The following is a 26,277-nucleotide window of genomic DNA, read 5'->3' as shown; positions in this document are numbered from 1 at the left end:
GGCAGCCCACGATCCGGCGGCGCACAAGTCCTGACCCGTCAGGTCTCCGGCGCCGCTCCGACCGCCCCGGCGGCTCCGACCGCCCCGGCGGCTCCGACCGCCCCGGCGGCTCCGACCGCCCCGGCCGCTCCGACCGCCCCGGCGGCTCCGGCCGCCCCGGTCGCGAGGCGCAGCTGTTCCTCCTCGACGATGCGCCGGGCGAGAGCCCCGTCCGACACATCCACCGCGTCCGGCGTCGTCTCGGCGACGTCGCTGCGCCGTGCGTACAGGTCGAAGAGCCGCTCCTTGCGGGCCAGGATGTTCAGCATCCGCTCGTCGACGCTGTCGGCCGCGAGGAGCCGGTGCACCCGGACCGTCCGTATCTGCCCCATCCGATGGGCGCGGGCCACCGCCTGATGCTCCATCGTCGGCTTGATCTGCGGCTCGCAGATGATGACCACCGAAGCGGCCTGCATGTTCAGCCCGACACCGCCCGCCTGGATCTGGCTCAGCAGGACGGCATGGCCGTCGACGGCACCGAACCCGTCGATCATCTCCTGGCGGCGGGCGGCCGGGAGGCTTCCGGAGAGCGGGCCGAACACGCCCGCCCCCAGGGCCTGTTCGACCGTGCGGAGCACCTCGCGGAAGTACGAGAACACGACGACCTTGAGACCGGTGTCCGCGGCCTCGGAGACCAGCTCGCGCAGCCGGTTGAGCTTCGCGGACGTCGCGGGCCGGTCGTACGCGGCCCGGCGCATCCGCATGAACTGCCCGGCGCCCACCGCCTCGCGGTAGGCGTCGAGATCGTCCGCGCTGAACGCCTCCCACTCGTCGACCTGCACCAGCGCCGGGAGTTCGGTCAGCACATCCGCCTGGTTGCGTCGCAGGTAGGCCGGGGCGACGGCCCTGCGGAACGCGTGCGATCCGGCCGCCCCGTGGGTGGTGTGGATCGACGGGGCCAGTTCGGGCTGGAGATGGCGGACGAGGCTGCGGAACTCCTCGACCCGGTTCTCCATCGGCGTACCGGTCAGGAACAGCACGCGCTCGGTGCGTTGCGTCCAGCCGGACACCGCCCGGGAGCGGCGGGTCTCGGGGTTCTTGACGTAGTGGGCCTCGTCGACCACCAGCATGCCGGGCCTCATGCCGCAGTCCCGGGGGGCCGGCAGGGTGTGCAGGGCGTCGAACGTGGTGAGCGCGACCCCGCCGCTCTCGCGCCACTCTGCGAAGGCGCCCTGCCGCTCCGGCCCGTGCACCGGAAGCGCGCGCAGGGTCGAGCGGGCCCGGACCTCGCGCGCCCAGTTGATCAGTACGCTCGCCGGGCAGACCACCAGGAAGTGCGTCTCGCCCCGTGCCGAGAGGTGCGCGAGCGCGGCGATGGCCTGGACGGTCTTGCCGAGCCCCATCTCGTCGCCGAGGATCACCCGCTTCTGCGCGAGCGCGAACCGTGCGCCGAACGACTGGTAGCCGCGCAGGGAGACCCGCAGATGGGCGTCGTCCAGCCGCAGACCGCGCACCCGGTCCGCGATCCCGGAGGGCAGGAACCCCTCCGCCGCGTCCCGGTCGGGGCCGGTGCCCGACATCTCGGCCAGCAGGCTGTAGTACTCGGCGGACCGCACCTCGAAGTCGACCCACGCCGCGAGGTCCGACTCCGGGGCCCGCAGCAGATCGACCGACACCTGCCCGAACAGCAGGGGAAGCTCGCGTGCGGCCGCCTCGGCGACGGCGGCCTGAACCGAGGCGACGGCCTCCAGCGCCTGGGCGCGGCTCCGGTGCCGGGCGAACAGCATGCGCAGCCGTCCCCGCGCGGGTCCCGCGGCGGCCACGAGGGGATCGAGGCGACCGACGAGCCGGCCCGCCGCGTCCACGGCCCGGCGGACGTCGGGGCCGGCCTCGACCAGCCGGTGCAAGGCGGTGAGCAGCGCGGTCGTGGATTCGTCCGGGGTGTCCACGTCTATCCGGACCGCGACCGTGTCCCGTACCGCGTGGGCGATCTGCCCGGCCGCGGCCAGTGCCTGGTCGGCCGTCTGCGCGCCGACGCCGGGGATCTGGCGGAGCTCGTAGCGGTTCGCCTCGTGGACCTGACCCACGGTCGTGAAGCCGGCCTGCTCGACCGCGCCCAGCCGCAGTCTGCCCTCGGTGACGTCCTTGAGCCTGGAGACCGGGATGGCCGACAGTTCACGACGGATGAGGGAGTCGAGCAGCGGCGACAGCGCGGCGTGCACCGCGTCGACGGCGCGGGCGTGATCGGTCAGCACCGTGCGCGCCGTCTCCAGCAGCCGCTCGGCCTGCGCCAGCAGTTCCCGGGCCGCCCTTCCCGTGGGCGCCCGGACCTCCGTCGGTCCGGCCTCTGTCATGTACGTCCCTCTGTCCGTGCAGCCGGGCTGCACTCCCGCCCGGCGCCTGCCCCGGGCGATTCATATCGTGCCACGCGGCGCGGACAGTGCCTCCGGCTCAGCCCGTGGGGGGTCGGCGTTCCGCCGGGGAGAGCAGCAGGACCTCCAGCGCCCGCGCGCAGGAGCGGGCCTGCGAGAGGAACCACTCGATGCGCGCGTCCGTGATCACGGACGGCGTGGCCCGGACCGCGAGAGCGAAGCGCGCGTACCCGCCGCCGTCCAGCACCGGGACCGCCAGGGTGCGCACCCCGTGCGCCGACTCGCCGTCGTTGAGCGCGTACGCGTCGGACCGCACCTTCGCCAATTCGGCCTCCAGCGCGGCCGGTTCGACGATCGTGCGGTCGGTGAACGCGGGGAGCGGAGGGAGCGAGGAGGGCCCGCCCTCGCCGGGCCGGGCCCAGGCCAGCAGCACCTTGCCGAGCGCGGTGGAGTGCAGCGGCCTGCGCAGCCCCACCTTCGGAGTGACCGAACCACCGGCGACGATCACCGCGTGGGGGCCGCTGCGCAGCGCCAGGTCGGCGGTGGCGCCCGTGCGCTCGGCCAGGTCGGTCAGCTCCGGGGCGGCCAGATGCAGACCGCGCTGGTGGTACGAGAGCCGGCCCAGCTCGGTCACGGCGGGGCCGAGCCGGTAGCGGGACGTACGGGCGTCCTGCTCCAGGAAGCCCGCGCCGAGCAGGGTGCGGGCCAGCCGGTGTGCCGTGGAGACCGACAGTCCGAGGCGGCGGGCGAGGTCGGAGGCGCTGAGATCGGGGCCGTTGTCATGGAAGCAGTGCAGGACGTCCAGGGCGCGCCGTACCGCCTGCGCTCCGCCGGGAGCACGCACCGTCGCGGCCTCGGTCATATCGGGTCACTCTCCGCTCGTGAGGGGGATGGCGGTCCAGGCGATTGCCACATTACGGGAGTCGAGAAGCAGGGAAACACGGCCCTGAAACACTCCATTCACACTCAATCCCACATCATGGGAAGCGAGTTGTGAGTCGCTGTGCGTCCGTGGCAGGCTCTGCACGTCAGCACCGACGAGCAGAAGGGAGCAGTGCCGTGGCCGGCTGCCGAACCGTGACCCCCGCCCGCACCGCTCCGGTCCTGCTCGCTCTGACGCTGCGCCGTCACATCGACCTGGCGCGGGTCTCCAGCGCCGCCTGTCGCTGACCCCCTCCCCTTCCCGGCTCCTTCCTCCCGCCTGCCGCCGTGTTTCCGCCGCGGCCCGGGGAGCTCTGGGCCGTACACGGTGCGCCCACCTCTGACACACGTGTCACGGGCCACCACTCCACCTGCTTCGCCGACCCCTCGGGAAGACTCCATGACGCCTGCCGTCCTGCCCCGGACCCTCTGGTTCACCCGCTGTCCCGTACCCACCGCGACCGGCATCGCCGCCGACCGGCAGTGGCTCACCGAAGAGTTCGCCCCCGACGGCATCACGGTGCGTTCCCTCCAGGACGCCGCGCCCGACGCGGACCGGGCCGCCCACTTCACCCACGCCCTGCCAGGACTCTTCCGCGAAGGCGGCAACGTCCCCGCGCTGTGGGCCCGTTCGCGCGGCGAGCGGACCCGGCTGATCGGTCTCACCTGGATCGAGGAACGGCAGACCGTACTGGTCCGGCCCGGCTCCGGCGTCCGGGGCGCCGACGCCCTGCGCGGGCTGCGGCTCGCCGTTCCCGCACACGACATCGCCATCGACTTCTGGCGGGCCATGGCACTGCGCGGCTTCGAGGGCGTCCTCGCCAGTGCCGGACTCGCACTGGACGACGCCACGCTCGTCGACGTACCCGCCGCGGAACACCGGGGCCAGTGGGCCGCCGAACTGGCGGCGCTGCGGCGCGGTGACGTCGACGCCGTGTATGTGAAGGGCGCACTCGCCGTCGAGGCCGCACGGCGGGCGGGCGCCGAGGTCGCCGTGGAAATCGACGACCTGCCCGGCCGCCGGTTCCGCATCAACAACGGCACCCCGCGCCCCATCACCGTCCACCAGCACCTCCTCGACGACCATCCCGGCCTCGTCGACCGCTTCCTCGCCGTCCTGCTCAGGGCCGCCGACTGGGCCGCCGGACAGCCCGGCGAGGTCGCCCGCATCCTCGGCGCCGAGACCGGCGCGGGCGCCGAAGGGGTCGCCGGGGCCTACCGGCCGGGCACCCATCTCACCCTCCACCCCGACCTCTCCGCGGAACGCCTCGCCCTCCTCGCCGAGCAGGAGGCCGGGCTGCGCGCCCACGGCTTCCTCCCCGACCCCGTCGACGTCACGGCCTGGGCCGACCCCGAGCCGCTGCGCCGCGCCGCCGCACTCGCCGGCGCCCGCCCCGCCGTCTCCCCGCTTCCCGCCTCCCGAGCCACGAGGACCCCGACACCATGACCCTTCCCCAGCCCCCGCGCACGGCCCTCGCCCCCGCGCTCCTCACGGCCACCGCACTCCTCGCCCTGACCGGCTGCGGCACCTCCGAGGCCGACGGCGCCGGCGGCGGTTCCGGTGCCCCGGTGGTCATCCGCATCCCCGACCCCGGCAACTCCGGTGTGCTCGCCGTCGGCAAGAAGGACGGCAGCCTCGACAAGGCGCTCGCGAAGGCCGGCGCCAAGGTGCGGTGGACCGGCAGCGCCGGGCCGTTCGCCCCCGCCGCCCAGGCGATGAACGCCGACCAGCTCGACATCGCCACCGGCTCCCTCACCTCCGGCATCACCTCGCTCGCCCAGCGCCCCGGCTTCAAGTTCTTCACCGCGGTCGACCCCGACGCGGCGGGCGAGGGCATCCTCGTCAAGAACGGCTCCGGTATCGCATCGGTCGCCGATCTGGTCGGCAGGAAAGTCGCCGTCAACCAGGGCGGCACCGGCGAGTACCTGCTGCTCAAGGCTCTCGCCCGGGCTAACATCCCCGCCGACAAGGTCGAGCGGGTGTATCTGCGGCCCGACCAGACGGCCGCCGTCTTCAACGCGGGCAAGGTCGACGCCTGGGCCGTCTGGGCCACCTACGCCGTCGCCGAAATCGGCACGGGGACAGCGCACTTCGTCGCCGACGGTGCCGCGATCGGCTCCGAGAACTACAGCCTCAACGCCGTACGCACCGGCTTCGCCGAGCAGCACCCGAAGGTGGTGAAGGCGCTGTACCAGTACCTCCGCGACGCCAGCGCCAAGGAGAAACAGAACCCGGCCGCCTACCTGAACGTCTTCACGGACGCCGGGCCGACCGCCGTCACCGGGAAAGCCGAGCAGGTCCAGATCGACTTCACCCGCAAGGGCGGCACGGTCGGCCCCATCGGACCCGAGGACATCAAGCGTTTCAAGGCCGTCGCCGCCTTCTACGCCGAGCAGCGGGTCACCACGGCCGAGGTCGACGTCGCCGCCCACCTTCTCGACATCGAGAAGCTGAAATGAGCGACGCCACCCTCCGTCCGGGCCTCGTCCGGCCACGCCCCCCGCGGCGCAGGGCACGCAGCCGGGCCTGCTCCCTCACCGTCCGGGCGCTCGGCCCCGTCGCCCTCCTCGTCCTGTGGTGGGCGGCATCCGCCACCGGACTCCTCACCCCAGACGTACTGGCCTCGCCCACCGAAGTGCTCCGCGCGGTCGGGGAGTTGTGGGGCAACGGGCAACTGCCCGACGCGCTCACCACCTCCCTCACCCGCTCCGGACTCGGCCTCCTCATCGGGCTCGCCGCCGGGCTGACCCTCGGCATCACCACCGGATTCACCCGCCTCGGCGACGAACTCCTCGACTCCTCCCTCCAGACCCTGCGCACCATCCCGTTCCTCTCCCTCGTGCCCCTGTTCATGGTCTGGTTCGGGATCAACGAGACCGCGAAGATCCTGCTCATCGCCGTCGCCACCACCTTCCCGATGTACGTCTCGACGTCGAGCGGGGTGCGCAACACCGACCCCGGACTCATCGAAGCCATGCGCAGCTTCGGCATGGGCCGGCTCGCCCTCGTGCGCGAAGTCGTGCTGCCCGGAGCCCTGCCGTCGCTGCTCGCCGGGCTGCGGCTCTCCATGACACTCAGCGTGATCGCCCTGATCGCCGCCGAGGAGATCAACGCCACGGCAGGGATCGGCTATCTGATGTCCCAGGCGCAGAGTTACGCCCGCACCGACGTCCTCGCCGTCTGCATCCTCGTCTACGGACTGCTCGGACTCACCGCCGACATCGTCGTACGGCTGCTGGAACGCGTGCTGATGCCCTGGCGCACCCCGCAGGGAGCCACCCGATGACCCAGGAGACGACACAGACAGCCGTTCGGGTACGGGGACTGCGCCGCGTCTTCGGCGACCGTGCCGTGCTCGACGGCCTCCGACTCGACATCGCACAAGGCGAGTTCGTCGCCCTGCTCGGCGCCAGCGGAAGCGGCAAGACGACCCTGCTGCGCATCCTGGGCGCGCTCGACGGCGCCGACGAGGGCGAGGTCCTCGTCCCCCGCGCCCGCACCGTCGTCTTCCAGGAGCCCCGGCTCGTACCGTCGAAGAAGGTGCTCGCCAACGTGACGGTGGCCCTGCCCCGCAGCCGCTCCGAGCACGGGCTGCGGGCCCTGGCCGAAGTCGGTCTGGAGCGGCACGCCGACGCCTGGCCCACCACCCTCTCCGGCGGCGAGGCCCAACGGGTCGCGCTCGCCCGCGCCCTGGTCCGGGAGCCCGAACTGCTGCTGCTGGACGAGCCGTTCGCCGCACTCGACGCCCTGACCCGACTGAAGATGCAGGACCTGGTGGGGGAGCTGTGCCGCAACCACCGGCCCGCCGTCCTCCTCGTCACCCATGACGTGGACGAGGCGATACGCCTCGCCGACCGGGTCGCCGTCCTGCGCGACGGCCGGCTCATCACGGACCAGCCCGTCACCGTCGGCCGCCCGCGCGACCCGGGCGACCCCGCGTTCGCGGCCCTGCGCCGACGCCTCCTCGACGACCTCGGGGTCGAGACGGCCCCGCATCCCTCGCATCCCCCAACGGCCCCCGAACGTACCGAAGTCGGAGTGATCTGAATGACCATCACCATCGGTGTGCACAGCAGCAACCCGTCCCTCTACCACCTGTACCACCTCTCCCGGCTCGGCCTCGCTCAGGAAGAGCTGGCCCCACTCGGCGAGAGCGTCGTCTTCCACCCGTACACCAACGGCGTCCGCACCGGCGAACTCCTCAGCCGGGGCGTCATCGACTTCGGCGGCACCGGCTCCACCCCGCCGGTCACCGCCCAGGCAGCCGGCCACGACATCGTGTACACCGCGGTCTCCGCCCCGCGCCCCGAACACGGCGCGCTCCTCGTCCCCGAGGACAGCCCCGTGCGTACCGTCGCCGGCCTCAAGGGCACCACCGTCCACCTCGCGATCGGCTCCTGGCAGACCCATCTGATCGCCAAGGCGCTCGACGACGCCGGGCTCTCCTACGCCGACGACATCACCGCCGCCCGCAGCGGCGACGACAGCGAGGAACTGCTCCGCACCGGCGCCATCGCCGCCTGGGTCGCCCAGGGCGCCCAGCTGGCCGCGGCCCGCCGCACCGGAGGGCTGCGCACCCTGGTCCGTACCGGCGACGTCATCACCGACCGATCCGTCTTCTTCGCCCGCCGCGACCTGGCCGAGAGCCGCCCCGAGATCATCGAGGCGCTCACCCGCGCTCTGCGGCGCGCCGACGACTGGGCGGCCGCCCACCCCCGCCGGGCCGCCGAGATCGCCGCCGCCGACCTCGGCGGGTCCGCCGACGACTGGGAGACCGCGCTGCGCGCCCTGCCCTGGAAGATCGAACCCGTCACCGACGCCTTCGTCGCCGAGCAGCAGGAAGCGGCCGACATCTTCCACCGCACCGGCTTCATCGACCGGCCGGTCACCGTCGCCCACGCCCTGGCCGGCGCCGCCGCGGACAAGGCGGCGTGACGACATGGCGACCGAAGTCCTCTGGTACATCATCCCGCGTGAGGGCGCCTACCCCTGGGAGCCCGAAGGGCGGCGCCCGGTGGATCTCGGCTACCTCGCCCAGCTCGCCGGTGCGGTCGAACGCCTCGGCTACAGCGGTGCGCTGCTGGCCACCGACCTGTACGACGTCTGGCCGCTCGGCAGCGCGCTGGCCGCCTCCACCAGCACCGCGTTCAAGCCCCTGCTGGCCGTCCACCCCGGTCTGATCCCGCCCACCCTGCTCGCCAAGATGGCCCTCAGCTTCGACACCCTCTTCGGCGGCCGGCTCCGCTTCAATGTCGTCAACGGCTCCACCAAGTCCCTCCAGGAGTACGGACTCCACGTGGAGCACGACGAACGGTACGAGCTGAGCGCCGAGTACTGGTCGATCGTCAAGCGGCTGACCGCGGGCGAAGTCTTCGACCACAAGGGCCGCTTCTACGACCTGAAGAACGCGGGCGCGTCCTTCGGGGAGCTGAAACCGGTCCAGGAACCGCACATCCCGCTCTGGTTCGGCGGCTCCTCCGACCCAGGTATCGAGATGGCGGCCGAGCACGTCGACGTCTTCCTGACCTGGGGCGAACCTCCACACCTGCTCAAGGAGAAGCTGGCGAGGGTCAGGGCACGCGCCGCCGCCCACGGCCGCACGCTGAGGATCGGGCTGCGCCTCCACCTCATCGTCCGCGACACGCAGGACGAGGCATGGGCGGCAGCCGACCGGCTCCTCGACGTCACGAGCGACGCGACGTACGCCCGACAGCTGGGCGACCGGGCGGGAGCGGACGGCGTGGGCTGGCAGCGGCAGTTCCGCCAGCACGGCGGCAAGGTCCCCGCCCGCGCACGGGAACTGGAGGTGTACCCCAACATGTGGCCGGGCATGAGCCTCTTCCGCCCCGGCCCCGGCACCGCGGTCGTCGGCTCGACGGCCCAGGTCGTCGAGCGCCTCAAGGAGTTCGAGGACCTGGGCGTCGACACCTTCATCCTCTCCGGGAATCCACTGCTGGAAGAGGCCTACCGGGTGGCGGAGACGGTGCTCCCGGCGCTGGGGGCGAAGGGCTGAGAAGCGGCGGACGTCCTCCCCGTACGGCGTACAGCGGCGCCACCCGCCCACCGTGCGGGCTGCGGTCGCCGGTGCCCGGTGCAAGACTCGGAGCGTCAGGAATGACACGCCTGCACCGGGAGAACGGGCCTCGCCGAAGGAGCACGCCATGCTCACCACCCGTGGTGTCGCCGGAGCGCCCGACTGGATCGGTCTGGGCACGCCCGACCTCGACGGGGCCATCGCGTTCTACACCGGTCTCCTCGGCTGGGAGTACCGGGCCGGCGGCCCGGAGACCGGCGGGTACGGGGTGTTCACGCTGGACGGGAAGACGGCCGGGGGAGTGCGGGCGGTCACCGGGGAACAGGCGAAGCCGTCCTGGTCGGTGTACTTCCGGTCGCCGGACGCCCACGCCGCGGCGAGGGCCGTGGAGCAGGCCGGCGGCAGTGTCCCGTGCGCCCCGACGGACGTCCTGGACTTCGGCACGGTGGCCGGTTTCAAGGACCGGGCAGGGGCGTTCTTCGGGGTCCGGCAGCCGAAGCGGAGTCCGGGCCCCGGCGCCGCGGGTGTCGCGGGCTCCCTGTGCTGGGCCGAGCTGCACACCCTTGACGTCCCCGCGGCCGCCGCGTTCTACGGCGCCGTGTTCGGCTGGGAGACCGGGCTGACACCGCTTCCGGGAGGCGGCGGTTCGTACACGGTGATCCGGACCCGGGACGGCGGTGAGGAAGTGAGCTTCGGCGGTCTGGTTCCGCTCAGCGCCCGTGCGGCCGGGGCGGTTGCCGAACCGCACTGGCTGCCCTGCTTCGAGGTCGACGACTGCGACGCGGCCGTCGCGGACGTGGAGCGGCTGGGCGGCAGGCTGACGCGGCGGCCGGTGGAGAGGCAAGGCGTCGGCGGGTTCGCCGATGTCACCGATCCGGACGGCGTGGAATTCGTCCTGATCAAGAGTGCGCGGCCGTTGGGAGCGCGGCCGTCGAGGGAGCGGCCGACAGGGACGCAGCCGCCGCAGAGCTGACCGGAAGTCATCGGCGCGCCGCATTGATGGAGCGTTGATCAGTCGTTTATCGCGACCGGGCACTGTGGGTGCCATGCTGATCAACACCGCGGCCGACCCCGCGCTCGCCTGGCAGGAGACGGCGCTGTGCGCACAGGCGGGGCCCGAGTTCTTCTTTCCCGCCCCCGGCAGCTCCACCCGTGAGGCCAAACAGCTCTGCAACGCCTGCGAGGGGCGCGAAGCCTGCCTGGAGTACGCCCTCGCCAACGACGAGCGGTTCGGCGTGTGGGGCGGACTCTCGGAGAAGGAGCGGGAGCGGCTGCGCAGAACCGGTCGCGCGCGGGCCTGAACACCTCCTGCCCGTGCGACGCGCTTCGGCCCGTCCGGCGCGGGGCGCACGCCGAGGCGCCGGGCGGCGCCCCCGCAGCCGGACGGGCCTGCGCCGGCCTGGGACAATGCCCGCATGACCGATCACGACAGAGACACCCTGCTCGCGACAGCCGTGCGGCTGCGCACCGATGGCCGCCCGGAGGAGGCCCGGCAGCAACTGCTCGCCCTCTCCGCGGCCTTCCCCGCGGACGCGGAAGTGGCCTACCAGACCGCCTGGGCCCATGATGTGCTCGGTCTGGAGGCCGAGGCCGTGCCGTTCTACGAACGCTGCCTCGGCGGGACCGGGCTGTCTCAGGAGGACCGCCGGGGTGCCCTGCTCGGCCTCGGGAGCACCCATCGGGTGCTCGGGCAGTACGAGAAGGCCGTCGAGGTCCTGCGCGACGGCGTCGAGCGGTTTCCCGACGACGGCGCGCTGCGGGCGTTTCTCGCCATGGCCCTCTTCAACACCGGCGAGCACCATGAGTCCACGCAGCTGTTGCTGAGACTGCTCGCCGCCACCAGCGAGGACCCCCATGTGCGGCAGTACCGAAAGGCGATCGACCACTACGCACAGGACCTGCACGCGACGATGTGACCCGGCGCGGGGCGCCCGGCCCCGGCGGCGGGCCGCCGGACGGGCCCCGGGGCGCCGTCGTCCCGTGGCCCGGACGGACTCCCGGCCGCCGGGCAGGCCTGCGGAGCAGTGTCCCGTCCGGCGGCCGGCGACGGCCGGGCTTCAGGCGCGGGCGCGCGCCGCCATCCGTGCCTTGCGGGCAGCGAGCTTCTCGTCGAACTTCGACGCCTCGCTGTCCAGACCGCCCATGTACAGGCCCAGTTCCTCCTGAGCCTTCAGCCCGTCGGGGCCCAGGCCGTCGATGTCGAGGACCTTCAGGTAGCGCAGCACGGGCTGGATCACGTCGTCGTGGTGGATGCGCATGTTGTAGATCTCGCCGATCGCCATCTGCGCGGCGGCCCGCTCGAAGCCCGGCATGCCGTGACCGGGCATCCGGAAGTTGACGACGACATCGCGCACGGCCTGCATCGTCAGGTCCGGGGCCAGCTCGAAGGCCGCGCCGAGGAGATTGCGGTAGAAGACCATGTGCAGGTTCTCGTCGGTCGCGATGCGCGCCAGCATGCGGTCGCAGACCGGGTCGCCCGACTGGTGGCCGGTGTTGCGGTGCGAGACGCGGGTGGCCAGCTCCTGGAAGGCGACATACGCCACGGAGTGCAGCATCGAGTGACGGTTGTCGGACTCGAAGCCCTCCGCCATGTGCGCCATCCGGAACTGCTCCAGCTTGTCCGGGTCGACGGCGCGCGAGGTGAGCAGGTAGTCGCGCATCACGATGCCGTGCCGGCCCTCCTCGGCGGTCCAGCGGTGTACCCAGGTGCCCCAGGCGCCGTCACGGCCGAAGAGGGAGGCGATCTCGTGGTGGTAGCTGGGGAGGTTGTCCTCCGTCAGCAGATTCACGACCAGCGCGACCTTGCCGATGTCGGTGACCTTGGACTGGTCGGCCTGCCAGGCCTCACCGTCCTCGAAGACGCCCGGGAAGTTCCGCCCGTCGGAGAACGGCACGTACTCGTGGGGCATCCAGTCCTTCGCGACCTTGAGATGGCGGTTGAGCTCCTTCTCCACCACCTCTTCCAGGGCGTACAGCAGCTGGGCGTCGGTCCACGCCTTCGGACTGCCGAGGTGGGGAGCGGTGATCGTCACGGGGGACTCCTGGGGACGGGAGAATTACCTACGGATACGTAGGTTACGAGACCGTAGGTTAAAGCGGCGGTAAGCCCACCGCCAAGCCCGCCGCCGGGATGCCCGATTACGTAACGTTATGTGCGCAGGTGAAGGAGGTGTGGTGGCACCGGTCCGGCCCGCTGCCGGGTGTTCGTCACTTCTTGGATCCACCGGTACGGAGCCGAGAACGCTGTCATGACCCGTCGTCGGGGCGGCTCCCCGGACCCAGATCGCGGCGCAGGTACTCGGCCGTGAACGAGGTGCGGTGACCGAGCAGTGCCGCCGGTGTCCCCTCGAAGACCAGCGCGCCGCCGTTTCTGCCACCCTCGGGGCCCAGGTCGATCACCCAGTCGGCGCGCTTGAGCACATCGAGGTTGTGCTCCACGCAGATCACGCTGTTGCCCGCGTCGACCAGCCGGTCCAGCAGATCGACGAGCGTGCCGGTGTCCGCCATGTGCAGACCGGTCGTCGGCTCGTCCAGCACGTACACACTCCCCGTCCGATGCAGCTGTGTGGCGAGCTTGATGCGCTGGCGCTCACCGCCGGAGAGCGTGCTGAGCGGTTGCCCGAGCGTCAGATAGGTCAGACCGACCTCGTCGAGCGTGTGCAGCTTCCGCAGCAGTGCCCGGTCGTGGAAGAGCCCGGCCGCCCGAGCGGCCGTCGTCTCCAGGACGTCGACGATGGACGCACCGCCGACCCGGTGCTTCAGCACGTCGTCGTGGAAGCGCCGCCCCTCGCACGCCTGGCAGGTGGTGGTCACCGGGTCCATGAACGCGAGATCCGTGTGGATGACCCCACGCCCCTGGCAATGCCCGCACGCCCCTGACGAGTTGAAGCTGAACAGACCCGGCTCGACGTTGTTCTCCCGGGCGAAGGTCTTGCGGATGGAGTCCAGCGCGCCGATGTACGAGGCGGGGGTGGAGCGGGACGACGCGGTGATCGCCCCCTGGTCGATGACCACCGCCTCCGGGTACGCCGCGGTGAACACCCGGGAGACGAGTGTGGACTTGCCGGATCCGGCCACCCCGGTCACCACCGTCAGCACACCCTCGGGAAACGCCACGTCCACGTCCTTGAGGTTGTGCAGTGCAGCGCCGGTCACCGGCATGCGCCCGGTGGGGGAGCGGACGGCCTCCTTGAGCGGTGTCCGGCGGCGCAGACACCGGCCGGTGAGGGTGTCCGCCCGGCGCAACCGGTCCACCGGGCCCTCGAACACGACGTGTCCGCCGTCCGCGCCCGCCCTCGGACCCATGTCGACGACGTGGTCCGCGACGGCGATCACGTCCGGGTCGTGCTCGACGACGATGACGGTGTTGCCCCGGTCGCGCAGCCGTACCAGGAGATCGTTCAGCCTGCTGACGTCGCGCGGATGCAGCCCCACGCTCGGCTCGTCGAAGACGAACGTCAGGCCGGTCAGTGAACTGCCCAGATGCCGGACCATCTTCAGCCGCTGCCCCTCGCCGCCCGACAGCGTGGTGGTCTCCCGGTCCAGGCTGAGGTAGCCGAGGCCGATGCCCACCAGCCGCTCCAGTCGCTCGCGGGCGGCCGAGGCGATCGGACCGGCCACCGGATCGTCGATCCCGGCCAGGACGTCCACCAGGTCGGCGGCCTCCATCCGCCCGTAGTCGGCCACGGAGAGGCCGCCGATCCGGGTGGCGAGCGCGGCCGCGTTCAGCCGGGCACCGTCGCAGGTCGCGCACACCGACTCGGTCGTGAACCGCCGGGCGGCCTCGCGCCGCCGCTCGGAGAGCGCCTCGGTGTCCCGTTTCAGGTAGAGCCGGGTGAACCGTTCGGCGATCCCCTCGAACCGCATGTCGGCCGAGGCCGACTTCAGCTGCAGCCGTACCGTGAAGCCCCCTCCGTACAAGAGGAGGTGGAGCTCCTCCTCGGTGAACTCCGCGAGCGGCCTGTCGTTGTCGAAGCGCCCCGATCCGGCGTACAGCTGCCACTCCCAGCTGCCCACCGACAGGCCCGGCAGCAGCAGCGCGCCCTCGTTGAGCGACTTCGTGACGTCGATCGCCCGGTCGATGTCGAGGCGGACCGTGCGCCCCACACCGTCGCACTCCGGGCACATCCCGCCGGGGTCGTTGAAGGAGTACGCCGTCGCCGGGCCCGCGCTCGGCGTCCCGTACCGCGAGAACAGCACCCGGATCACCGACCAGATGTCGGTCATCGTGCCGACGGTGGAACGGACGTTGCCGCCGAGCGGCTTCTGATCCACGACGATCGCCACCGAGAGGTCGTCGATGGAGTCGACGGGGGGCCGTTCGTACTTCGGCAGCCGGTTCCGGATGAACCAGGTGAAGGTCTCGTTCAGCTGCCGCTGCGATTCCACGGCGATGGTGCCGAAGACGATCGACGACTTGCCCGACCCGGAGACTCCGGTGAAGACGGTGATCCGCCCCTTGGGGACGCTGAGGGAGACCTCGCGCAGATTGTTCGCGCGTGCCCCGGTGATGACGATGCTCCGGTTCGCTTTCCGATCCATGCGCCCGAAGCTAACCGCGATACCGGACAGCCCCTGTCTGGATTTTCCGGGAGACCGGGGTCCTCTGCGGGCGGAGGAACGGGGCCGGTCCGGAGCCGGCCCCCGTCGGCAGAGCGCTCAGAGCTGTCGGCGTGCTCGGAGCAGACGCGTACGGGGGCGCGGTGCACGGCCGGGCCGGACGGTCAGAGCAGATGGTCCGCCGCGCCCGCTTTCACGGCGGAGATCAGTGCCCGCAGCGCTTCCATGGAGTCGCTGACGTAGGCGCCGGTGTCCGTGGTGGAGCCGATGTACGCCTTGCCCTGGTCGTCGAGTCCGAAGCGGAAGCAGTTGGCGCCCTCGCTGCAGAAGGCCTCGTCCCAGCAGATGTCGGTCATGGTCTCTCTCCTCAGAGGTCCTGGGCTATGGATCGGATGAGGCCGCGCGATTCCTCGACCGGCAGCGCGAGCGTGCGCAGCCGATCCAGCAGGCCCCGGTACCGGCGCAGTTGCATGTCGGAGTCCAGCAGCATCGAACCGTGCGAGGAATCGAGCTGCACGGTGTCGAGCTGCGGCACCGCGGCGCCCACATAGGTGAACGACTGCCCGGCGCCCGGGAAACCGCCGGCGGTGAACGGGATCACCCGGACCGTGATCCGGTCCCGCTCGGACTGGTCGACGATGTGGTCCAGTTGGGCCCTGGCCACCTTGGGGCCGCCGAACTGCATGCGCAGGGCCGCCTCGTGGATCAACGACTCGTACAGCGGTGGCCGGTCCCGCTTCAGCACCTCCCGGCGGCGCAGCCGCAGGGAGAGCCGGGCCAGCAGATCGGGCCCGGGCAGCTGCGGATCGGCCGTGTCGAAAACCGCGCGTGCATGCTCCTCGGTCTGCAGCAGACCGGGGATGTGCGTGGTGGTAGAGGTTATCAACTCCGCTGCGTGGTACTCCAGTTCAGCGATGTCGAGGAGTCCGGGAAGCAGTAGCCCGCGATGCTCCTCCCACCAGCCCCTGGCCCGCTCCTGAGCCATCTCGGCGAGCAGATCGACCAGACCGGTGTCCGGGCAGCCGTAGTTGAAGGCAAGGGTGCGGACCCGCTCGGCGCTGATGCCGAACCGGCCCGACTCGATGTTCGGGATGCGGGTGCGGTCGACGCCCAGCAGTGCGGCGGCCTGCTGTGCCGACATTCCCGACTGCTCGCGCAGCTTGCGCAGTTCGTACCCGAGACGCTGCTGCCGGGCGGTCGGGGTGCTTCTGGGCGGCACGGCAAATGTCCTTCCGAGGGTGGAGGTTGAGCGAAATGACCGGAACCACACAAGTAGTAGCACTGTGCTCCAGTGTGCGCTACGGTCGGTAGCGCAAGTCTCACACGGGGCGACCATGCCTATGTGTGATCGTTAACACAAATACCGGAAATGTGGGCATCTTGATGAAGGGCGCACTGCGTTGTCTCCCGGCTCTCGCACCAGCCGGACCCCACCCGCCGGTGGCGGACAACCTCAGCTACTCGTTCGCGCTGCCGGGCGGCGCCTTCTGCGCCGGCCTCGCACGCAGTGCCGTGGGGGAACTCCTCACCCGGCACGGTCTCGCGGAACTCCGTGAACCGGCCGTCCTCGCCGCCTCCGAACTCGTCGCCTCCGCCTACCGGTTCACCCCGGACCGGGAAATGCTGCTGCGGGTCCACTGGCAGTTCGACGCGCTGCGCATCATCCTCTACGACCAGCACCCGTCGCACGGTTCGGCCGCGAAGTCCGAGGAATGCCGTGAGCGCCGCAGCGAGAGCATGTGGCTGCTGGCGGCCACGGTCGATTCGTACGGCGGGGACTGGGGGCTGACCCCCGCGCTCACCCCGTCCGGCGGCTGCAAGACCTGGGCCTTACTCCATCGGTGACCCACCACGGACCGTCCCGCGACGCTCACACTCCCGCGCGTCTCTCCGCGGCCCTGATGCGACCACGAACAAACGCCCCCGCCCCACGCCCGGTCAGCAGGCCCCGCCGAGCAGATCGGTCAGGCTCCGGTCGAGATCCAGGAACCGGTGCTCGTCGCCGGCCGGCACCAGTTCCTGCGCACGCTCCAGGAAGCGGCGCAATTCCGCGGTGCGGACATGCACCATCGCGATTCCCTCGGTGGCATGGAACTCCAGGACCGTACGGTTGTAACCGAACGGCCTGATACGTACGTCGCCGACACCGGCGGCTCCCTCCACTCCCGCCGCGAGCAGTTCGCGGGAGAACTCCCAGGACACATCGGTGCCTTCCAGGGTCGCCGTCGCGGGGAACGCCATGCGCACGGCGAACGGATCCCTCCGGTCGTACTGCAGGGTGGCAGGAAGGGTCTCCATCCGCGGCGCGGAGGCGACCATGCGGGCCTGCACGGACTGCTCGATATCGGTGGACAAGACCTGCTCCCTTTCTCGGCCAGACGAACGGTTCCCGGCACTGAAGGAGACGACGGAACTCCCTCATCCGTGCACCGGGGAGGGGCGTGAGGTGCATCACCGCACGCCGCCGCACCGATCGTGTGCCCGCTGCAAGCCGGTACACCCTGGACGGAGCGCGACGGGTGGGCTAGCTTCCAGCGCCATGAGAGCCATGGGAAAGATGAGACGACTGATGTCATGGGGGCTCTGTGTGGCGGCGCTGACCGCGACACTGGCCACACCGGCAGCCGCGGCGGCACCGGGGGAGCGGCACCGGCCCGGCGAACGGCCGGCCTGGACGCTCACCGGGACAGGAACCGACGCCCGTTTCCGCGGCCTTGCCGCCGTCAGCCGTCGCACCGCCTGGGTCGCGGGCTCCGAGGGGACCGTGCTGCGCACCTCTGACGGCGGCCGCCACTGGCGCGATGTGTCACCTCCCGGTGCGGCTCAGGAGGGGCTGGAGTTCCGCGACATCGAGGCATTCGACGGCCGGCGCGCGGTGGCCCTGGCCGTCGGGGAGGGCGAGGCGTCCAGAGTCTTCCGCACGGACGACGGAGGCGGCACCTGGACGGAGTCGTTCCGCAACACCGACGCCCGCGCCTTCTACGACTGCCTCACCTTCTTCGACAGCCGGCACGGACTCGCGATGAGCGATCCCGTCGACGGGAAGTACCGCATCCTGTCGACCGCGGACGGCGGCCGCAGCTGGCGGGTGCTGCCCGCCGCGGGCATGCCGGATGCCCAGGCCGGTGAGGCGGGGTTCGCCGCCAGCGGCCAGTGCCTGGTCGCATCGGGTCCCAAGGACGTCTGGCTGGCGACCGGAGGCGCTGCCACCGCACGGGTGCTGCACTCCGCCGACCGCGGGCTGACCTGGACCGCGACCGCTACGACGATCCCGGCCGGCGACCCGGCGCGCGGCGTCTTCGGTCTGGCCTTCCGCGACCGGCACCACGGCATCGCCGTCGGCGGCGACTACCGGGCCGGCCTGCCGTCGCCGAACGCCGCGGCGGTGACGGACGACGCGGGCCGCAACTGGCAGCGGTCCGCCAACCCGCCGACCGCCTATCGTTCGGGCGTTGCCTGGCTGCCGCACAGCAGGTCGGGCGCGCTCGCGGTCGGCCCGACCGGCACGGACCTCACCACGGACGGCGGCCGCACCTGGCGCACGGTGGACACGGGGTCGTACGACACCGTCGACTGCACACCGGACGGCGGCTGCTGGGCGGCGGGCGAGAACGGACGCGTGGCGCGCGGGCTTCTGAGCGGGCCGGGCGGTCGATCGAGGTGGTGGGCCCGGGTACGCGTGACCGCTACCCGGGCAACTGCTCGCGGTACGGGGCGAGTTCGTCCGAGGTCTTCGTCGCGATGAACTCCGTGACCCGGTAGGTGCACACGCCGTGTTCCGTGAACGGATCCTCCGCCACGATCCGCTCGATCTGCGCGCGGTCGTCCCCGACGGCGAGGATCACCCCGCCGTCGCGCGGATTCTTGCGGCCCGAGGCGATGAACACTCCGGCCGCGTACTGCGTGTCCAGCCAGGCGACATGGTCCCGCAGCAGCGCGTCGACACGCTCGACGGGTGCGGTGTAGGTCAACTCGAGTACGAACATGATCGCCAGGCTACGGGACGGGGCCGAGCGGACCCGGGCCGTGCCCGCACGGTCCCGCGGCCGTCCCCGCCGCCGAGCCGGCCGTCGTACCCGTTGCTTACGGGAAAGCCCTCAAGGGCTGTCCCGTAATCCCTGGCGGGCGTGCGACGACGGCTACGGCACCTTGCCGCGTTGCCGGAACGCCCGAATACATCCAGTATTCGGGCGTCCCTCCGCCGTGCGATGCACCGCATCCGACGCCGCACGCCGATCCACCAGGGATTACGGGACAGCCCTTAGGCTTGACGGCACTATGACAACACTCCCGATGCCCGCCGACGAGGCCGAAGCCCGAGCCGTTCAGGACACCCTGCGCTCCCGGGTGGTGCTCGACGAACCCGGGCCGACGCCCGGCACCGGCCGGGTCACGGGGGTCGACGTCGCCTACGACGACGAGCGCGACGTCGTCGTGGCGGCAGCGGTCGTCCTGGACGGGACGACGCTCGACGTGGTCGCCGAGGCCACCGCCGCCGGCCGGATCACCTTCCCGTACGTCCCCGGTCTCCTCGCCTTCCGGGAGATCCCGACGGTGCTGTCCGCGCTGGAGTCCCTGCCGGTCGATCCCGGACTGGTGATCTGCGACGGATACGGCCTGGCCCACCCGCGTCGTTTCGGCCTCGCCAGCCACCTCGGGGTGCTCACCGGGCTCCCGGTGATCGGTGTCGCCAAGAACCCGTTCACCTTCTCCTACGAGCAGCCGGGCCCCCACCGGGGCGACTGGTCTCCGCTGCTCGACGGCGAGGAGGAGGTGGGCCGGGCGCTGCGTACCCAGGACGGCGTCAAGCCGGTCTTCGTCTCTGTCGGACACCGGACCGGCCTGGACAACGCCTGCGCCCACACCCTGCTGCTGGCCCGCGATTTCCGCCAGCCGGAGACCACGCGCAGGGCCGACGCGCTCTGCCGTCGAGCCCTGCGGGAAGCGACCGTCTGAGTACCTGTACGGATGACGCCCGCCGATCACGACGGGCAGACTGGTACACATGACCAAACATCGAACGCCCACGCGACCAGGAACCGTCTATCTCGCCCAGCGCCGGGTTGCGGTGGGGATGACGCTCGGCATTCTGGCGGGAGCGGCCTGGGTCGTCTCGATGATCTGCACGCTGGTGGCCTGGGCACTCTGACCCCCTGGGTGCTCCGGCCCGGTAGAGCGCGCGGCTCCGCCGCCGCGGCTACTTGTGCTGGTCCGGGCCTTGCGCGTTGAGCAGGGCGCGCCAGGTGGCCTCGTCCCCGACGCCCGTCACGGGCAGATGCCGGGACGCCTGGAACTCCTTCAGCGACCGCATGGTCGAAAGGGTGTACGCGCCGGTGCTGTCGGTCGGCACTCCGGCGTGGTGAAGCAGGTACTGCACGGCCGTGACGGCCTCGGGCCCCGACGTACGCGAGTCGACCGCCACGATCAGCAGGGGCCAGGTGTCCTTCCCGACCTTGCCGTCGGCCGTGAGGCCGTGAGCGGCCTGGAACTTCTTCACCGCCTCCGCCGTGGCCGGTCCGTAGTCGGCGTCGACCTTCACGTCGAAGCCGTTCGCCCGGAGCAGATACTGCACGGTACGGGCCTTCCAGAGCACATTGCCCCTGCGCGCCAGCGGCCACTCGGTGCCCTCCGGCGGACGGTCCGACACCTGCGCGGTGGTCTTGGCATCGCTCTGCCCCATGGTCGGAACCATCCACCACGCGAGGCCGCCGAGGACGAGGAGGAGGAAGGCCGACACGGCCAGGGTGGGGAACGCGACGGGGGAACGGTCCCACAGACGGGTCGCCGGTTTGCGCTCCGCGGCCGGGCCGGCGGACACGGGCGTGCCGGTGACCGTCTCCACCGGTCCGGGCGCGGCGGGCGTAGGGCCGGGCGATGGCGTGGGCGCGGGGCGTTTCCTGGCCGGTGGGGCCGCGGCCGCGGCGTCGGCCAGGGCGCGCGCCCGGACCAGGTCGTCGGTGGGTGCCCGCAGTACCGAATGCAGCTGCTCGACGATCCTGCGTGGAGCGTTGGACGCGTGAGCGGGATTCAGATAGCGCGACAGGGTGGTCTGGTCGACCCCCAGCCGCTTGGCGAGGGACTGCTGGGTGGGTTTCTCGCGGCCGTCGCGCGCGGACGATTCCCACCAGTTCCTCAGTAATTCGGCGAGAGCTCGCCCCGGATGCTCCCCGTGGTCGGCCACATTGCTGTCCGTCATTGTTCCTCCCTGCCTTGCTGTGTGCATAGCCGCAGGTCAGAACCGTGCATCGTGGTGGTGCATAGGCGCATCGACCTGCGGGACGCAGATCGTAGTGAAAGCCCCGTTCCGTGCCGCACAGTTGAAGAGCGGCCGGCCCGTCGGGCCCCGCGAACCCACCCCGCTCCCACCCCTTCCAGGGGGGTGCTCCTGCCTGCGTATTCGCGGCGGACGGGGACGCCCGCGGCTTTCTCGCCCATGGAACAAGGGGACCTGAATATGCCTCAGACATCACCCGTACGAGTGCGCGTGGCCCTGACCGGCACCGTTGTGGGAGCAGCCCTGGTCGCGCTGGGGCTGATCGCTCCGACCGTCGAGGCCGCGCCGCCCTCGTCGTACGGGGTCAGCGGTGTGGACACCAGCCATTACAACCACGAGGCGAAGGGGGAGCAGCAGGGGACGGCGATCGACTGGAGCCGTGTGGCCGCCTCGAACAGCTTCGCCTTCCTCAAGGCCACGGAAGGGGTCTCCCGCAAGGACGGCTGGTTCGCCCGTGACTACGCCGCCGCTGCCGAGACCTCCTTGCTCCGCGCCCCGTACCACTTCTTCCGCCCCCGGACCGCGGACGACGGGGCGGCGCAGGCACGGCATTTCGTCGCGACGGCCCGAGCGGCCGGCTACCAGGGGAATCTGGCGGGCGAGCTGCCACCGGTGCTCGATGTGGAGAAGCTTCCCGCGGGAGGCACGGAGGTCTGCCCGAAGGAACTGCGCTCCGACCAGCTGCGGATCTTCCTTCGTGAGGTGCGGAAGGCCTTCGATGTCACCCCGATCGTCTACACCCGGGCGTCCTTCGTGAAGGAGTGCCTGGGCGGCAAGGGCGGAGTGTTCGCCGGATATCCGCTGTGGCTCGCCCGATACGGCAGCCACGCGAACGAACCCCAGCAGGTGCCCGGCGCCGGGCGTTCCTGGACCTTCTGGCAGTACACGAGGACGGGGACCGACCCCGGGATCACGGGACCGGTGGACCGCAACGTCTTCCGCGGCAGCCAGGCCGAGCTGCGGGCCATGGTGAGGGGCGGGGCCCGGCCGTGAGGGCAGCCCGGCGCCGACCGGCCGGCAAGAGCGCCGCCCCCCACGGACCTCACGGATCTCACGGACGCCAGAGGCCTCCCGGGACTCCCAGATCTCACGGACGTCAGGGGCCTTCCAGACCTCACCGACGCCAGGAACGTCATGGACCTCACGAGGCGCACAGGGCTCATGAGTGAAGCCGCCGCCCCGATGTCCCACCGAATGATCACCGCCACTCATACCGAGGAGTCACCCATGTACGCATCTCCCGCCCGGACCCGCCGCACCGCAGCCCGGCTCGTCGCCGGTGTCGCCGCCATCGCCGCACTGACCGGCCCGGCGGCCGCCCTCGCCGCCGCGGGCGAACTCCCGACGACGGCCCCGGCCGCCGCCGAACGCCCGGGCCGGTCCGCCGCCGGCTGGCCTGCCCTCAAGGCGGGCAGCAGGGGCGCCGAGGTCACCGCGCTCCAGTACCTGTTGAACTCCCGCGGGCAGTCGCTGACGGTCGACGGAACCTTCGGCCCGGCCACGACGGCCGCGGTGAAGGCCTTTCAGAAGGCCCGGCACCTCGCCGTGGACGGCGTCGTCGGGGCCGGGACCTGGGCGGAGCTCGTCACCACCTTGCGCAGCGGCGCGAAGGGCCCGGCCGTGAAGGCCGCGCAGACCCTGTTGAAGGCACGGGGGCAGGCGGTGGCCGTCGACGGGTCCTTCACCGCAGCCGTGGCCGCCCGGGTGAAGGCGTTCCAGAAGTCCGCGGGCCTCGCGGCCGACGGCGTCGTCGGCGCCCGGACGTGGGAGGCCCTGCTCAACGCCGCGCCGTCCGGCGGCACCGACCGGGCGGCCCTGGCCAAGCAGATCCTGGCCCGGAAGCAGATCACCCTGGCCACCGTCCACCCGGGCGGCAAGCACGCCGGGTCGACGGCGCGTCAGAACATCGTCGACACGGCGAACGGAAAGGGAGCGCTCACCAGTCCGTGGGGCGACCGGCCCAACCGGCGGGTCGCCCTCGACCCCCGGACGCTGAACGGCCTGCTGAAGCTGAGCACCCAGTACGGCTTCCGGCTCTCCGTCTCCGAGATCGTCGGCGGCGACCACAGCGGCAACTCCCGCCACTACGCCGGAATCGCCTTCGACATCACGTACGTCAACGGCCGCCACGTCGGCAGCGGCGCCCCGCACCAGCAGCTCATGGCGGCCTGCAAGAAGCTCGGCGCGCCGGAGGTCCTCGGTCCGGGCAGTGCCGGACACAGCAGGCACGTGCACTGCGGCTGGTCCCGCTGACCCCGGCCCGCGGGAGAAGGACAGGTGTCCGGCCGCCCCACCCGGGTGGCCGGACACTGCCATGCCGATCCCGTGGTGTCGGCCGCGACCATGGCTCCCGCCCGTACGGCAGCCCGCTCGGGCGTGCTCGGACCGTCGGCTGTCCGTTCCGTCCGTGCCGCCCGTCCTGCCCGTCCTGCCCGTACCGACCGACGCCGGTCCGCTCGGCGAGTCGCCGGCTCGCTCAGCGAGTCGCCGCGACCCGGAAGCGCAGCCCCGCCGCGCGCAGCCGCTCCAGGAGCGCGTCCCCCATCGCGACGGCCGTGGTGACCTGCCCCGATGTGGACGGCAGCTCGTCCAGGGCGAGGCAGAGCGCGGACTCGGCCAGCATCTTCGCCGTTTCGTCGTAGCCGGGGTCGCCGCCCGAGACCTCGGTGAAGACCCGCCGCCCGCCGCCCTCGCCGACGAACCGCACGGTGAACCAGCTGCGCCGCCGGCGTTCCGCGTCCGGGCCCTCGCCCGGCTCGTACCGGTTCATCAGCCAGGACCGTGCCGCCGGTATCTGCGCGGCACCGAGGAGGGCGCCGATGGCGGCCGTGCCCCCCAGCGCCACGGGCAGATGCCGCACCGAGGCGAAGTGCCGGTAGCGGAAGTCGGGCCCGTACCGGGCAAGGACCTGGGCCGAGCGCTCGACGACCTGCGGGTCCAGTGTCGGCAGCGGCAGCGCCCAGGTGCCGGTCTCCGTACTGAAGTGCGGGGCGCCGGGCCGGGCGCGGGCGCGGCGGGCGACCAGCCGGGGCACGTGCAGGCGGCGTTCCCGCGCGGCGCGCAGCAGGTGAGGGCCGCGGCCCATCGCGATGAGCGCGGAGGCGAACGTACCGCCGGAGAAGACGGCGTTGCCGCGGACGAACCCGTCGATGCGCAGGGGCACGTCCTGCGGCAGCTGCCGGACGGTGAAGTACACCCCGAGGTCGTGCGGCACGGAGTCGAAACCGCAGGCGTGTACGAGCCGCGCCCCGGTCTCGCGGGCCCGCGCGTCGTGCGCCAGATACATCCGGTCCACGAACTCCGCCTCGCCGGTGAGGTCCGCGTAGTCCGTCCCGGCCTCGGCGCACGCCGCGACCAGCCGCTCGCCGTACCAGACGTAGGGGCCCACCGTCGTGGCCACCACGTGGGTGGATTCGGCGAGTTCGCGCAGCGAGTGCGCGTCGTCGGCATCGGCATGCAGCAGCGGGAGATCCGCGCAGCGCGGTTCGATCGCGGTGAGGCGTTCGCGCAGCTGTTCCAGTTTGGCCCGGTTGCGTCCGGCCACGGCCCAGCGGCAGCCGGCCGGTGCGCGGGCGGCGAGATATTCGGCGGTGAGGGCGCCCGCGAAGCCGGTGGCACCGAAGAGGGCGACGTCATAGGGGCGTTGCGCCCGATTCTGCCTGTTCACGAGTGCCTCCACAGGGGCCGGTGGCGATGCAGCAGGCAGAGGGTAGCGGAGGGGTTCGTGGCGGTGTGCGGCTGGGCGGCACTCGTGGGGGAGGATCCCGGAGAAGGAACTAAGCGCTTGCTCGGCCAAAGGGGTTGTGCGGAGCGCGGCGCATTCTTAACATCATCGATGTTACATCAGTTGTGTCATACCGCTGGGGGCTTGATGGCAACGACGGAGCACGGCCCGCTGGCAGGCGTGCGCGTGGTCGAACTGGCAGGCATCGGACCCGGTCCCTTCGCCGCGATGCTCCTCGCGGATCTCGGCGCCGACGTCGTCAGGGTCGACCGGCCCGGAGGCTCGGGGCTCGGCATCGACCCCGCGTACGACCTCACCAACCGCAACAAACGCTCCGTGCTCATCGACCTCAAGGCCGCGGACGGGGCCGCCAAGGTGCTCGATCTGGCCGAACGCGCCGACATCCTGATCGAGGGCTACCGGCCGGGAGTCGCCGAACGCCTGGGCGTCGGCCCCGAGGCCGCGCTGGCCCGCAATCCGCGGCTCGTCTACGGACGGATGACCGGCTGGGGCCAGGACGGACCGCTCGCCGAACGAGCCGGCCACGACATCGCCTACATCGCCCTCACCGGCACCCTCTCCATGATCGGCAGGCCGGGGGAGCCGCCCACCGTCCCGGCCAATCTGGTCGGCGACTACGCGGGCGGCTCGCTCTACCTCGTCGTCGGTGTCCTCGCCGCCCTTCAGCACGCCCGCACCCCCGGCGGCCGGGGCCAGGTCGTGGACGCGGCGATCGTCGACGGCGCCGCCCATCTCGCCACGATGATCCACGGAATGCTGGCGGCAGGCGGCTGGCAGGACCGGCGCGGCTCCAACCTCCTGGACGGCGGCTGCCCGTTCTACGGCTCGTACGAGACCGCCGACGGCCAGTACATGGCGGTCGGCCCGCTGGAGCAGCGGTTCTACGACGAATTCAGCACCCTCCTCGGTATCGAGGACGAAGCACCGGACCGGGGGGACATCGCCCGCTGGGAGGAGCTGCGCTCGCTCGTCGCCGACCGGTTCAGGACCCGTACGCGCGCGGAATGGACCGAGGTGTTCGAGGGCACGGACGCCTGCGTCGCCCCTGTTCTCTCGCTCCGTGAGGCGCCCCGCCATCCGCACATCGCCGCCCGCGCCACCTTCGTCGAGCACGGCGGACTCACCCAGCCGGCCCCCGCACCCCGCTTCTCCGCCACCCCCGTCTCCGTACGCAGCGGGCCGGCGCGGCCCGGCGCGGACACCGAGGCCGTCGCCGCCGACTGGGGCGTTCCCGGCATCGCGGGGCCCGGGAAGGACCCCGCCGACTGAGGGGACTCTTCCCGCCGCCGGGCCGCGCGGGTGACCCGCGTGCGGCGTGCGGCCGGGCCGCGACCGTGCGACCGGCCCCGACGTGAACTCCCGCACCCCCGTCCTCGCCGCCCGGACCGGCGA

General features: G+C 71.9%; 27 protein-coding genes. 17 read left to right on the top strand and 10 right to left on the bottom strand.

Translation table 11 applies throughout. The features are described 5' to 3' along the window. Positions 1–38 precede the first annotated feature (38 nt). Positions 39–2,333: a DEAD/DEAH box helicase gene (locus tag ACIOMQ_RS23235; RefSeq protein ID WP_402190143.1), complete on the bottom strand. Its 2,295-nt coding sequence runs from the start codon at positions 2,331–2,333 to the stop codon at positions 39–41. A 97-nt stretch (positions 2,334–2,430) separates the two neighbouring features. Continuing rightward, positions 2,431–3,213 (bottom strand): IclR family transcriptional regulator, encoded by a 783-nt coding sequence (locus ACIOMQ_RS23230; protein WP_401265570.1) that lies wholly within the window; start codon positions 3,211–3,213, stop codon positions 2,431–2,433. A 197-nt stretch (positions 3,214–3,410) separates the two neighbouring features. On the opposite strand from ACIOMQ_RS23230, the gene ACIOMQ_RS23225 reads away from it, so the two are divergent. From ACIOMQ_RS23225 to ACIOMQ_RS23180, 10 genes are all read left to right on the top strand, one after another. Continuing rightward, a complete protein-coding gene (locus ACIOMQ_RS23225) occupies positions 3,411–3,521 on the top strand; it encodes a putative leader peptide (RefSeq protein ID WP_362196276.1) in 111 nt (36 codons plus the stop codon). Positions 3,522–3,672: 151 nt separating this feature from the next. After that, positions 3,673–4,719, top strand: a complete 1,047-nt coding sequence (locus ACIOMQ_RS23220; RefSeq protein ID WP_362196273.1) for an ABC transporter substrate-binding protein — start codon at positions 3,673–3,675, stop codon at positions 4,717–4,719. Beyond that, positions 4,716–5,732, top strand: a complete 1,017-nt coding sequence (locus ACIOMQ_RS23215; RefSeq protein WP_402190141.1) for an NrtA/SsuA/CpmA family ABC transporter substrate-binding protein — start codon at positions 4,716–4,718, stop codon at positions 5,730–5,732. The genes ACIOMQ_RS23220 and ACIOMQ_RS23215 overlap by 4 nt, the downstream gene beginning before the upstream one ends. Continuing rightward, positions 5,729–6,559, top strand: coding sequence for an ABC transporter permease (locus tag ACIOMQ_RS23210; protein WP_362196267.1), 831 nt, complete (start codon positions 5,729–5,731; stop codon positions 6,557–6,559). The genes ACIOMQ_RS23215 and ACIOMQ_RS23210 overlap by 4 nt, the downstream gene beginning before the upstream one ends. Then, positions 6,556–7,320 carry an ABC transporter ATP-binding protein gene (locus tag ACIOMQ_RS23205; protein WP_362196264.1) on the top strand — a complete coding sequence of 255 codons (765 nt, stop codon included), beginning with the start codon at positions 6,556–6,558 and terminating at the stop codon, positions 7,318–7,320. The genes ACIOMQ_RS23210 and ACIOMQ_RS23205 overlap by 4 nt, the downstream gene beginning before the upstream one ends. Further along, positions 7,321–8,208 (top strand): ABC transporter substrate-binding protein, encoded by an 888-nt coding sequence (locus ACIOMQ_RS23200; protein ID WP_401756336.1) that lies wholly within the window; start codon positions 7,321–7,323, stop codon positions 8,206–8,208. Positions 8,209–8,212: 4 nt separating this feature from the next. Next, complete coding sequence (locus ACIOMQ_RS23195; RefSeq protein WP_402190138.1) at positions 8,213–9,286, top strand: LLM class flavin-dependent oxidoreductase; 1,074 nt, start codon at positions 8,213–8,215, stop codon at positions 9,284–9,286. Between the two features lie 148 nt (positions 9,287–9,434). Further along, positions 9,435–10,280 carry a VOC family protein gene (locus tag ACIOMQ_RS23190; RefSeq protein ID WP_401942520.1) on the top strand — a complete coding sequence of 282 codons (846 nt, stop codon included), beginning with the start codon at positions 9,435–9,437 and terminating at the stop codon, positions 10,278–10,280. 73 nt (positions 10,281–10,353) lie between these two features. After that, positions 10,354–10,608 carry a WhiB family transcriptional regulator gene (locus ACIOMQ_RS23185; RefSeq protein ID WP_362196252.1) on the top strand — a complete coding sequence of 85 codons (255 nt, stop codon included), beginning with the start codon at positions 10,354–10,356 and terminating at the stop codon, positions 10,606–10,608. Between the two features lie 114 nt (positions 10,609–10,722). Next, positions 10,723–11,223: a tetratricopeptide repeat protein gene (locus tag ACIOMQ_RS23180; protein ID WP_362196249.1), complete on the top strand. Its 501-nt coding sequence runs from the start codon at positions 10,723–10,725 to the stop codon at positions 11,221–11,223. A gap of 141 nt (positions 11,224–11,364) precedes the next feature. Here ACIOMQ_RS23180 and ACIOMQ_RS23175 read toward each other — a convergent pair whose 3' ends face one another. From ACIOMQ_RS23175 to ACIOMQ_RS23160, 4 genes are all read right to left on the bottom strand, one after another. After that, positions 11,365–12,339 (bottom strand): acyl-ACP desaturase, encoded by a 975-nt coding sequence (locus ACIOMQ_RS23175; RefSeq protein ID WP_362196246.1) that lies wholly within the window; start codon positions 12,337–12,339, stop codon positions 11,365–11,367. A gap of 214 nt (positions 12,340–12,553) precedes the next feature. Beyond that, positions 12,554–14,848 carry an ATP-binding cassette domain-containing protein gene (locus ACIOMQ_RS23170; RefSeq protein ID WP_402190136.1) on the bottom strand — a complete coding sequence of 765 codons (2,295 nt, stop codon included), beginning with the start codon at positions 14,846–14,848 and terminating at the stop codon, positions 12,554–12,556. Between the two features lie 182 nt (positions 14,849–15,030). Beyond that, the gene (locus tag ACIOMQ_RS23165; RefSeq protein WP_362196240.1) at positions 15,031–15,222 is read right to left on the bottom strand and encodes a hypothetical protein; all 192 of its coding nucleotides are present in this window, start codon (positions 15,220–15,222) and stop codon (positions 15,031–15,033) included. 11 nt (positions 15,223–15,233) lie between these two features. Next, entirely contained in the window at positions 15,234–16,085 is an 852-nt protein-coding gene (locus ACIOMQ_RS23160) for a Scr1 family TA system antitoxin-like transcriptional regulator (RefSeq protein ID WP_362196237.1), read from the bottom strand. Between the two features lie 221 nt (positions 16,086–16,306). On the opposite strand from ACIOMQ_RS23160, the gene ACIOMQ_RS23155 reads away from it, so the two are divergent. Further along, on the top strand, positions 16,307–16,711 hold the full coding sequence (locus tag ACIOMQ_RS23155; RefSeq protein ID WP_362196234.1) for an ATP-binding protein: 405 nt from the start codon (positions 16,307–16,309) through the stop codon (positions 16,709–16,711). A gap of 93 nt (positions 16,712–16,804) precedes the next feature. Here the strand turns inward: ACIOMQ_RS23155 and ACIOMQ_RS23150 are convergent, their stop codons facing one another. After that, entirely contained in the window at positions 16,805–17,221 is a 417-nt protein-coding gene (locus ACIOMQ_RS23150; RefSeq protein WP_362196231.1) for an SsgA family sporulation/cell division regulator, read from the bottom strand. A 184-nt stretch (positions 17,222–17,405) separates the two neighbouring features. Here ACIOMQ_RS23150 and ACIOMQ_RS23145 point away from each other — a divergent pair, with 184 nt between their 5' ends. Beyond that, complete coding sequence (locus ACIOMQ_RS23145; protein ID WP_402190132.1) at positions 17,406–18,611, top strand: WD40/YVTN/BNR-like repeat-containing protein; 1,206 nt, start codon at positions 17,406–17,408, stop codon at positions 18,609–18,611. On the opposite strand, the gene ACIOMQ_RS23140 is transcribed toward ACIOMQ_RS23145, so the two are convergent. After that, positions 18,553–18,852, bottom strand: coding sequence for a YciI family protein (locus ACIOMQ_RS23140; RefSeq protein ID WP_362196225.1), 300 nt, complete (start codon positions 18,850–18,852; stop codon positions 18,553–18,555). The genes ACIOMQ_RS23145 and ACIOMQ_RS23140 overlap by 59 nt on opposite strands. Before the next feature lie 292 nt (positions 18,853–19,144). Here ACIOMQ_RS23140 and ACIOMQ_RS23135 point away from each other — a divergent pair, with 292 nt between their 5' ends. Together ACIOMQ_RS23135 and mmpA are read left to right on the top strand one after the other, a co-directional pair. Then, entirely contained in the window at positions 19,145–19,822 is a 678-nt protein-coding gene (locus ACIOMQ_RS23135) for an endonuclease V (RefSeq protein ID WP_401265548.1), read from the top strand. 49 nt (positions 19,823–19,871) lie between these two features. Next, positions 19,872–20,015 carry a morphogenic membrane protein MmpA gene (gene mmpA / locus ACIOMQ_RS23130; protein ID WP_362196219.1) on the top strand — a complete coding sequence of 48 codons (144 nt, stop codon included), beginning with the start codon at positions 19,872–19,874 and terminating at the stop codon, positions 20,013–20,015. Positions 20,016–20,063: 48 nt separating this feature from the next. On the opposite strand, the gene ACIOMQ_RS23125 is transcribed toward mmpA, so the two are convergent. Beyond that, entirely contained in the window at positions 20,064–21,062 is a 999-nt protein-coding gene (locus tag ACIOMQ_RS23125; RefSeq protein WP_402128116.1) for a peptidoglycan-binding protein, read from the bottom strand. A 258-nt stretch (positions 21,063–21,320) separates the two neighbouring features. Between ACIOMQ_RS23125 and ACIOMQ_RS23120 the strand changes: the two genes are divergently transcribed. Further along, the gene (locus tag ACIOMQ_RS23120; protein WP_401987601.1) at positions 21,321–22,133 is read left to right on the top strand and encodes a glycoside hydrolase family 25 protein; all 813 of its coding nucleotides are present in this window, start codon (positions 21,321–21,323) and stop codon (positions 22,131–22,133) included. 234 nt (positions 22,134–22,367) lie between these two features. Beyond that, complete coding sequence (locus ACIOMQ_RS23115; protein WP_402190129.1) at positions 22,368–23,393, top strand: peptidoglycan-binding protein; 1,026 nt, start codon at positions 22,368–22,370, stop codon at positions 23,391–23,393. Between the two features lie 223 nt (positions 23,394–23,616). Here the strand turns inward: ACIOMQ_RS23115 and ACIOMQ_RS23110 are convergent, their stop codons facing one another. Further along, positions 23,617–24,807 carry a saccharopine dehydrogenase family protein gene (locus ACIOMQ_RS23110; protein WP_402190126.1) on the bottom strand — a complete coding sequence of 397 codons (1,191 nt, stop codon included), beginning with the start codon at positions 24,805–24,807 and terminating at the stop codon, positions 23,617–23,619. Positions 24,808–25,011: 204 nt separating this feature from the next. Here ACIOMQ_RS23110 and ACIOMQ_RS23105 point away from each other — a divergent pair, with 204 nt between their 5' ends. After that, positions 25,012–26,154, top strand: a complete 1,143-nt coding sequence (locus ACIOMQ_RS23105; protein ID WP_401756422.1) for a CaiB/BaiF CoA transferase family protein — start codon at positions 25,012–25,014, stop codon at positions 26,152–26,154. The last annotated feature ends 123 nt before the right edge of the window (positions 26,155–26,277 follow it).

The organism is Streptomyces sp. NPDC087845 (assembly GCF_044742755.1).
Lineage (GTDB): Bacteria > Actinomycetota > Actinomycetes > Streptomycetales > Streptomycetaceae > Streptomyces.
The sequence above is the reverse complement of the archived record's forward strand: the minus strand, read 5'-3'. Positions and strand labels throughout refer to the sequence as shown.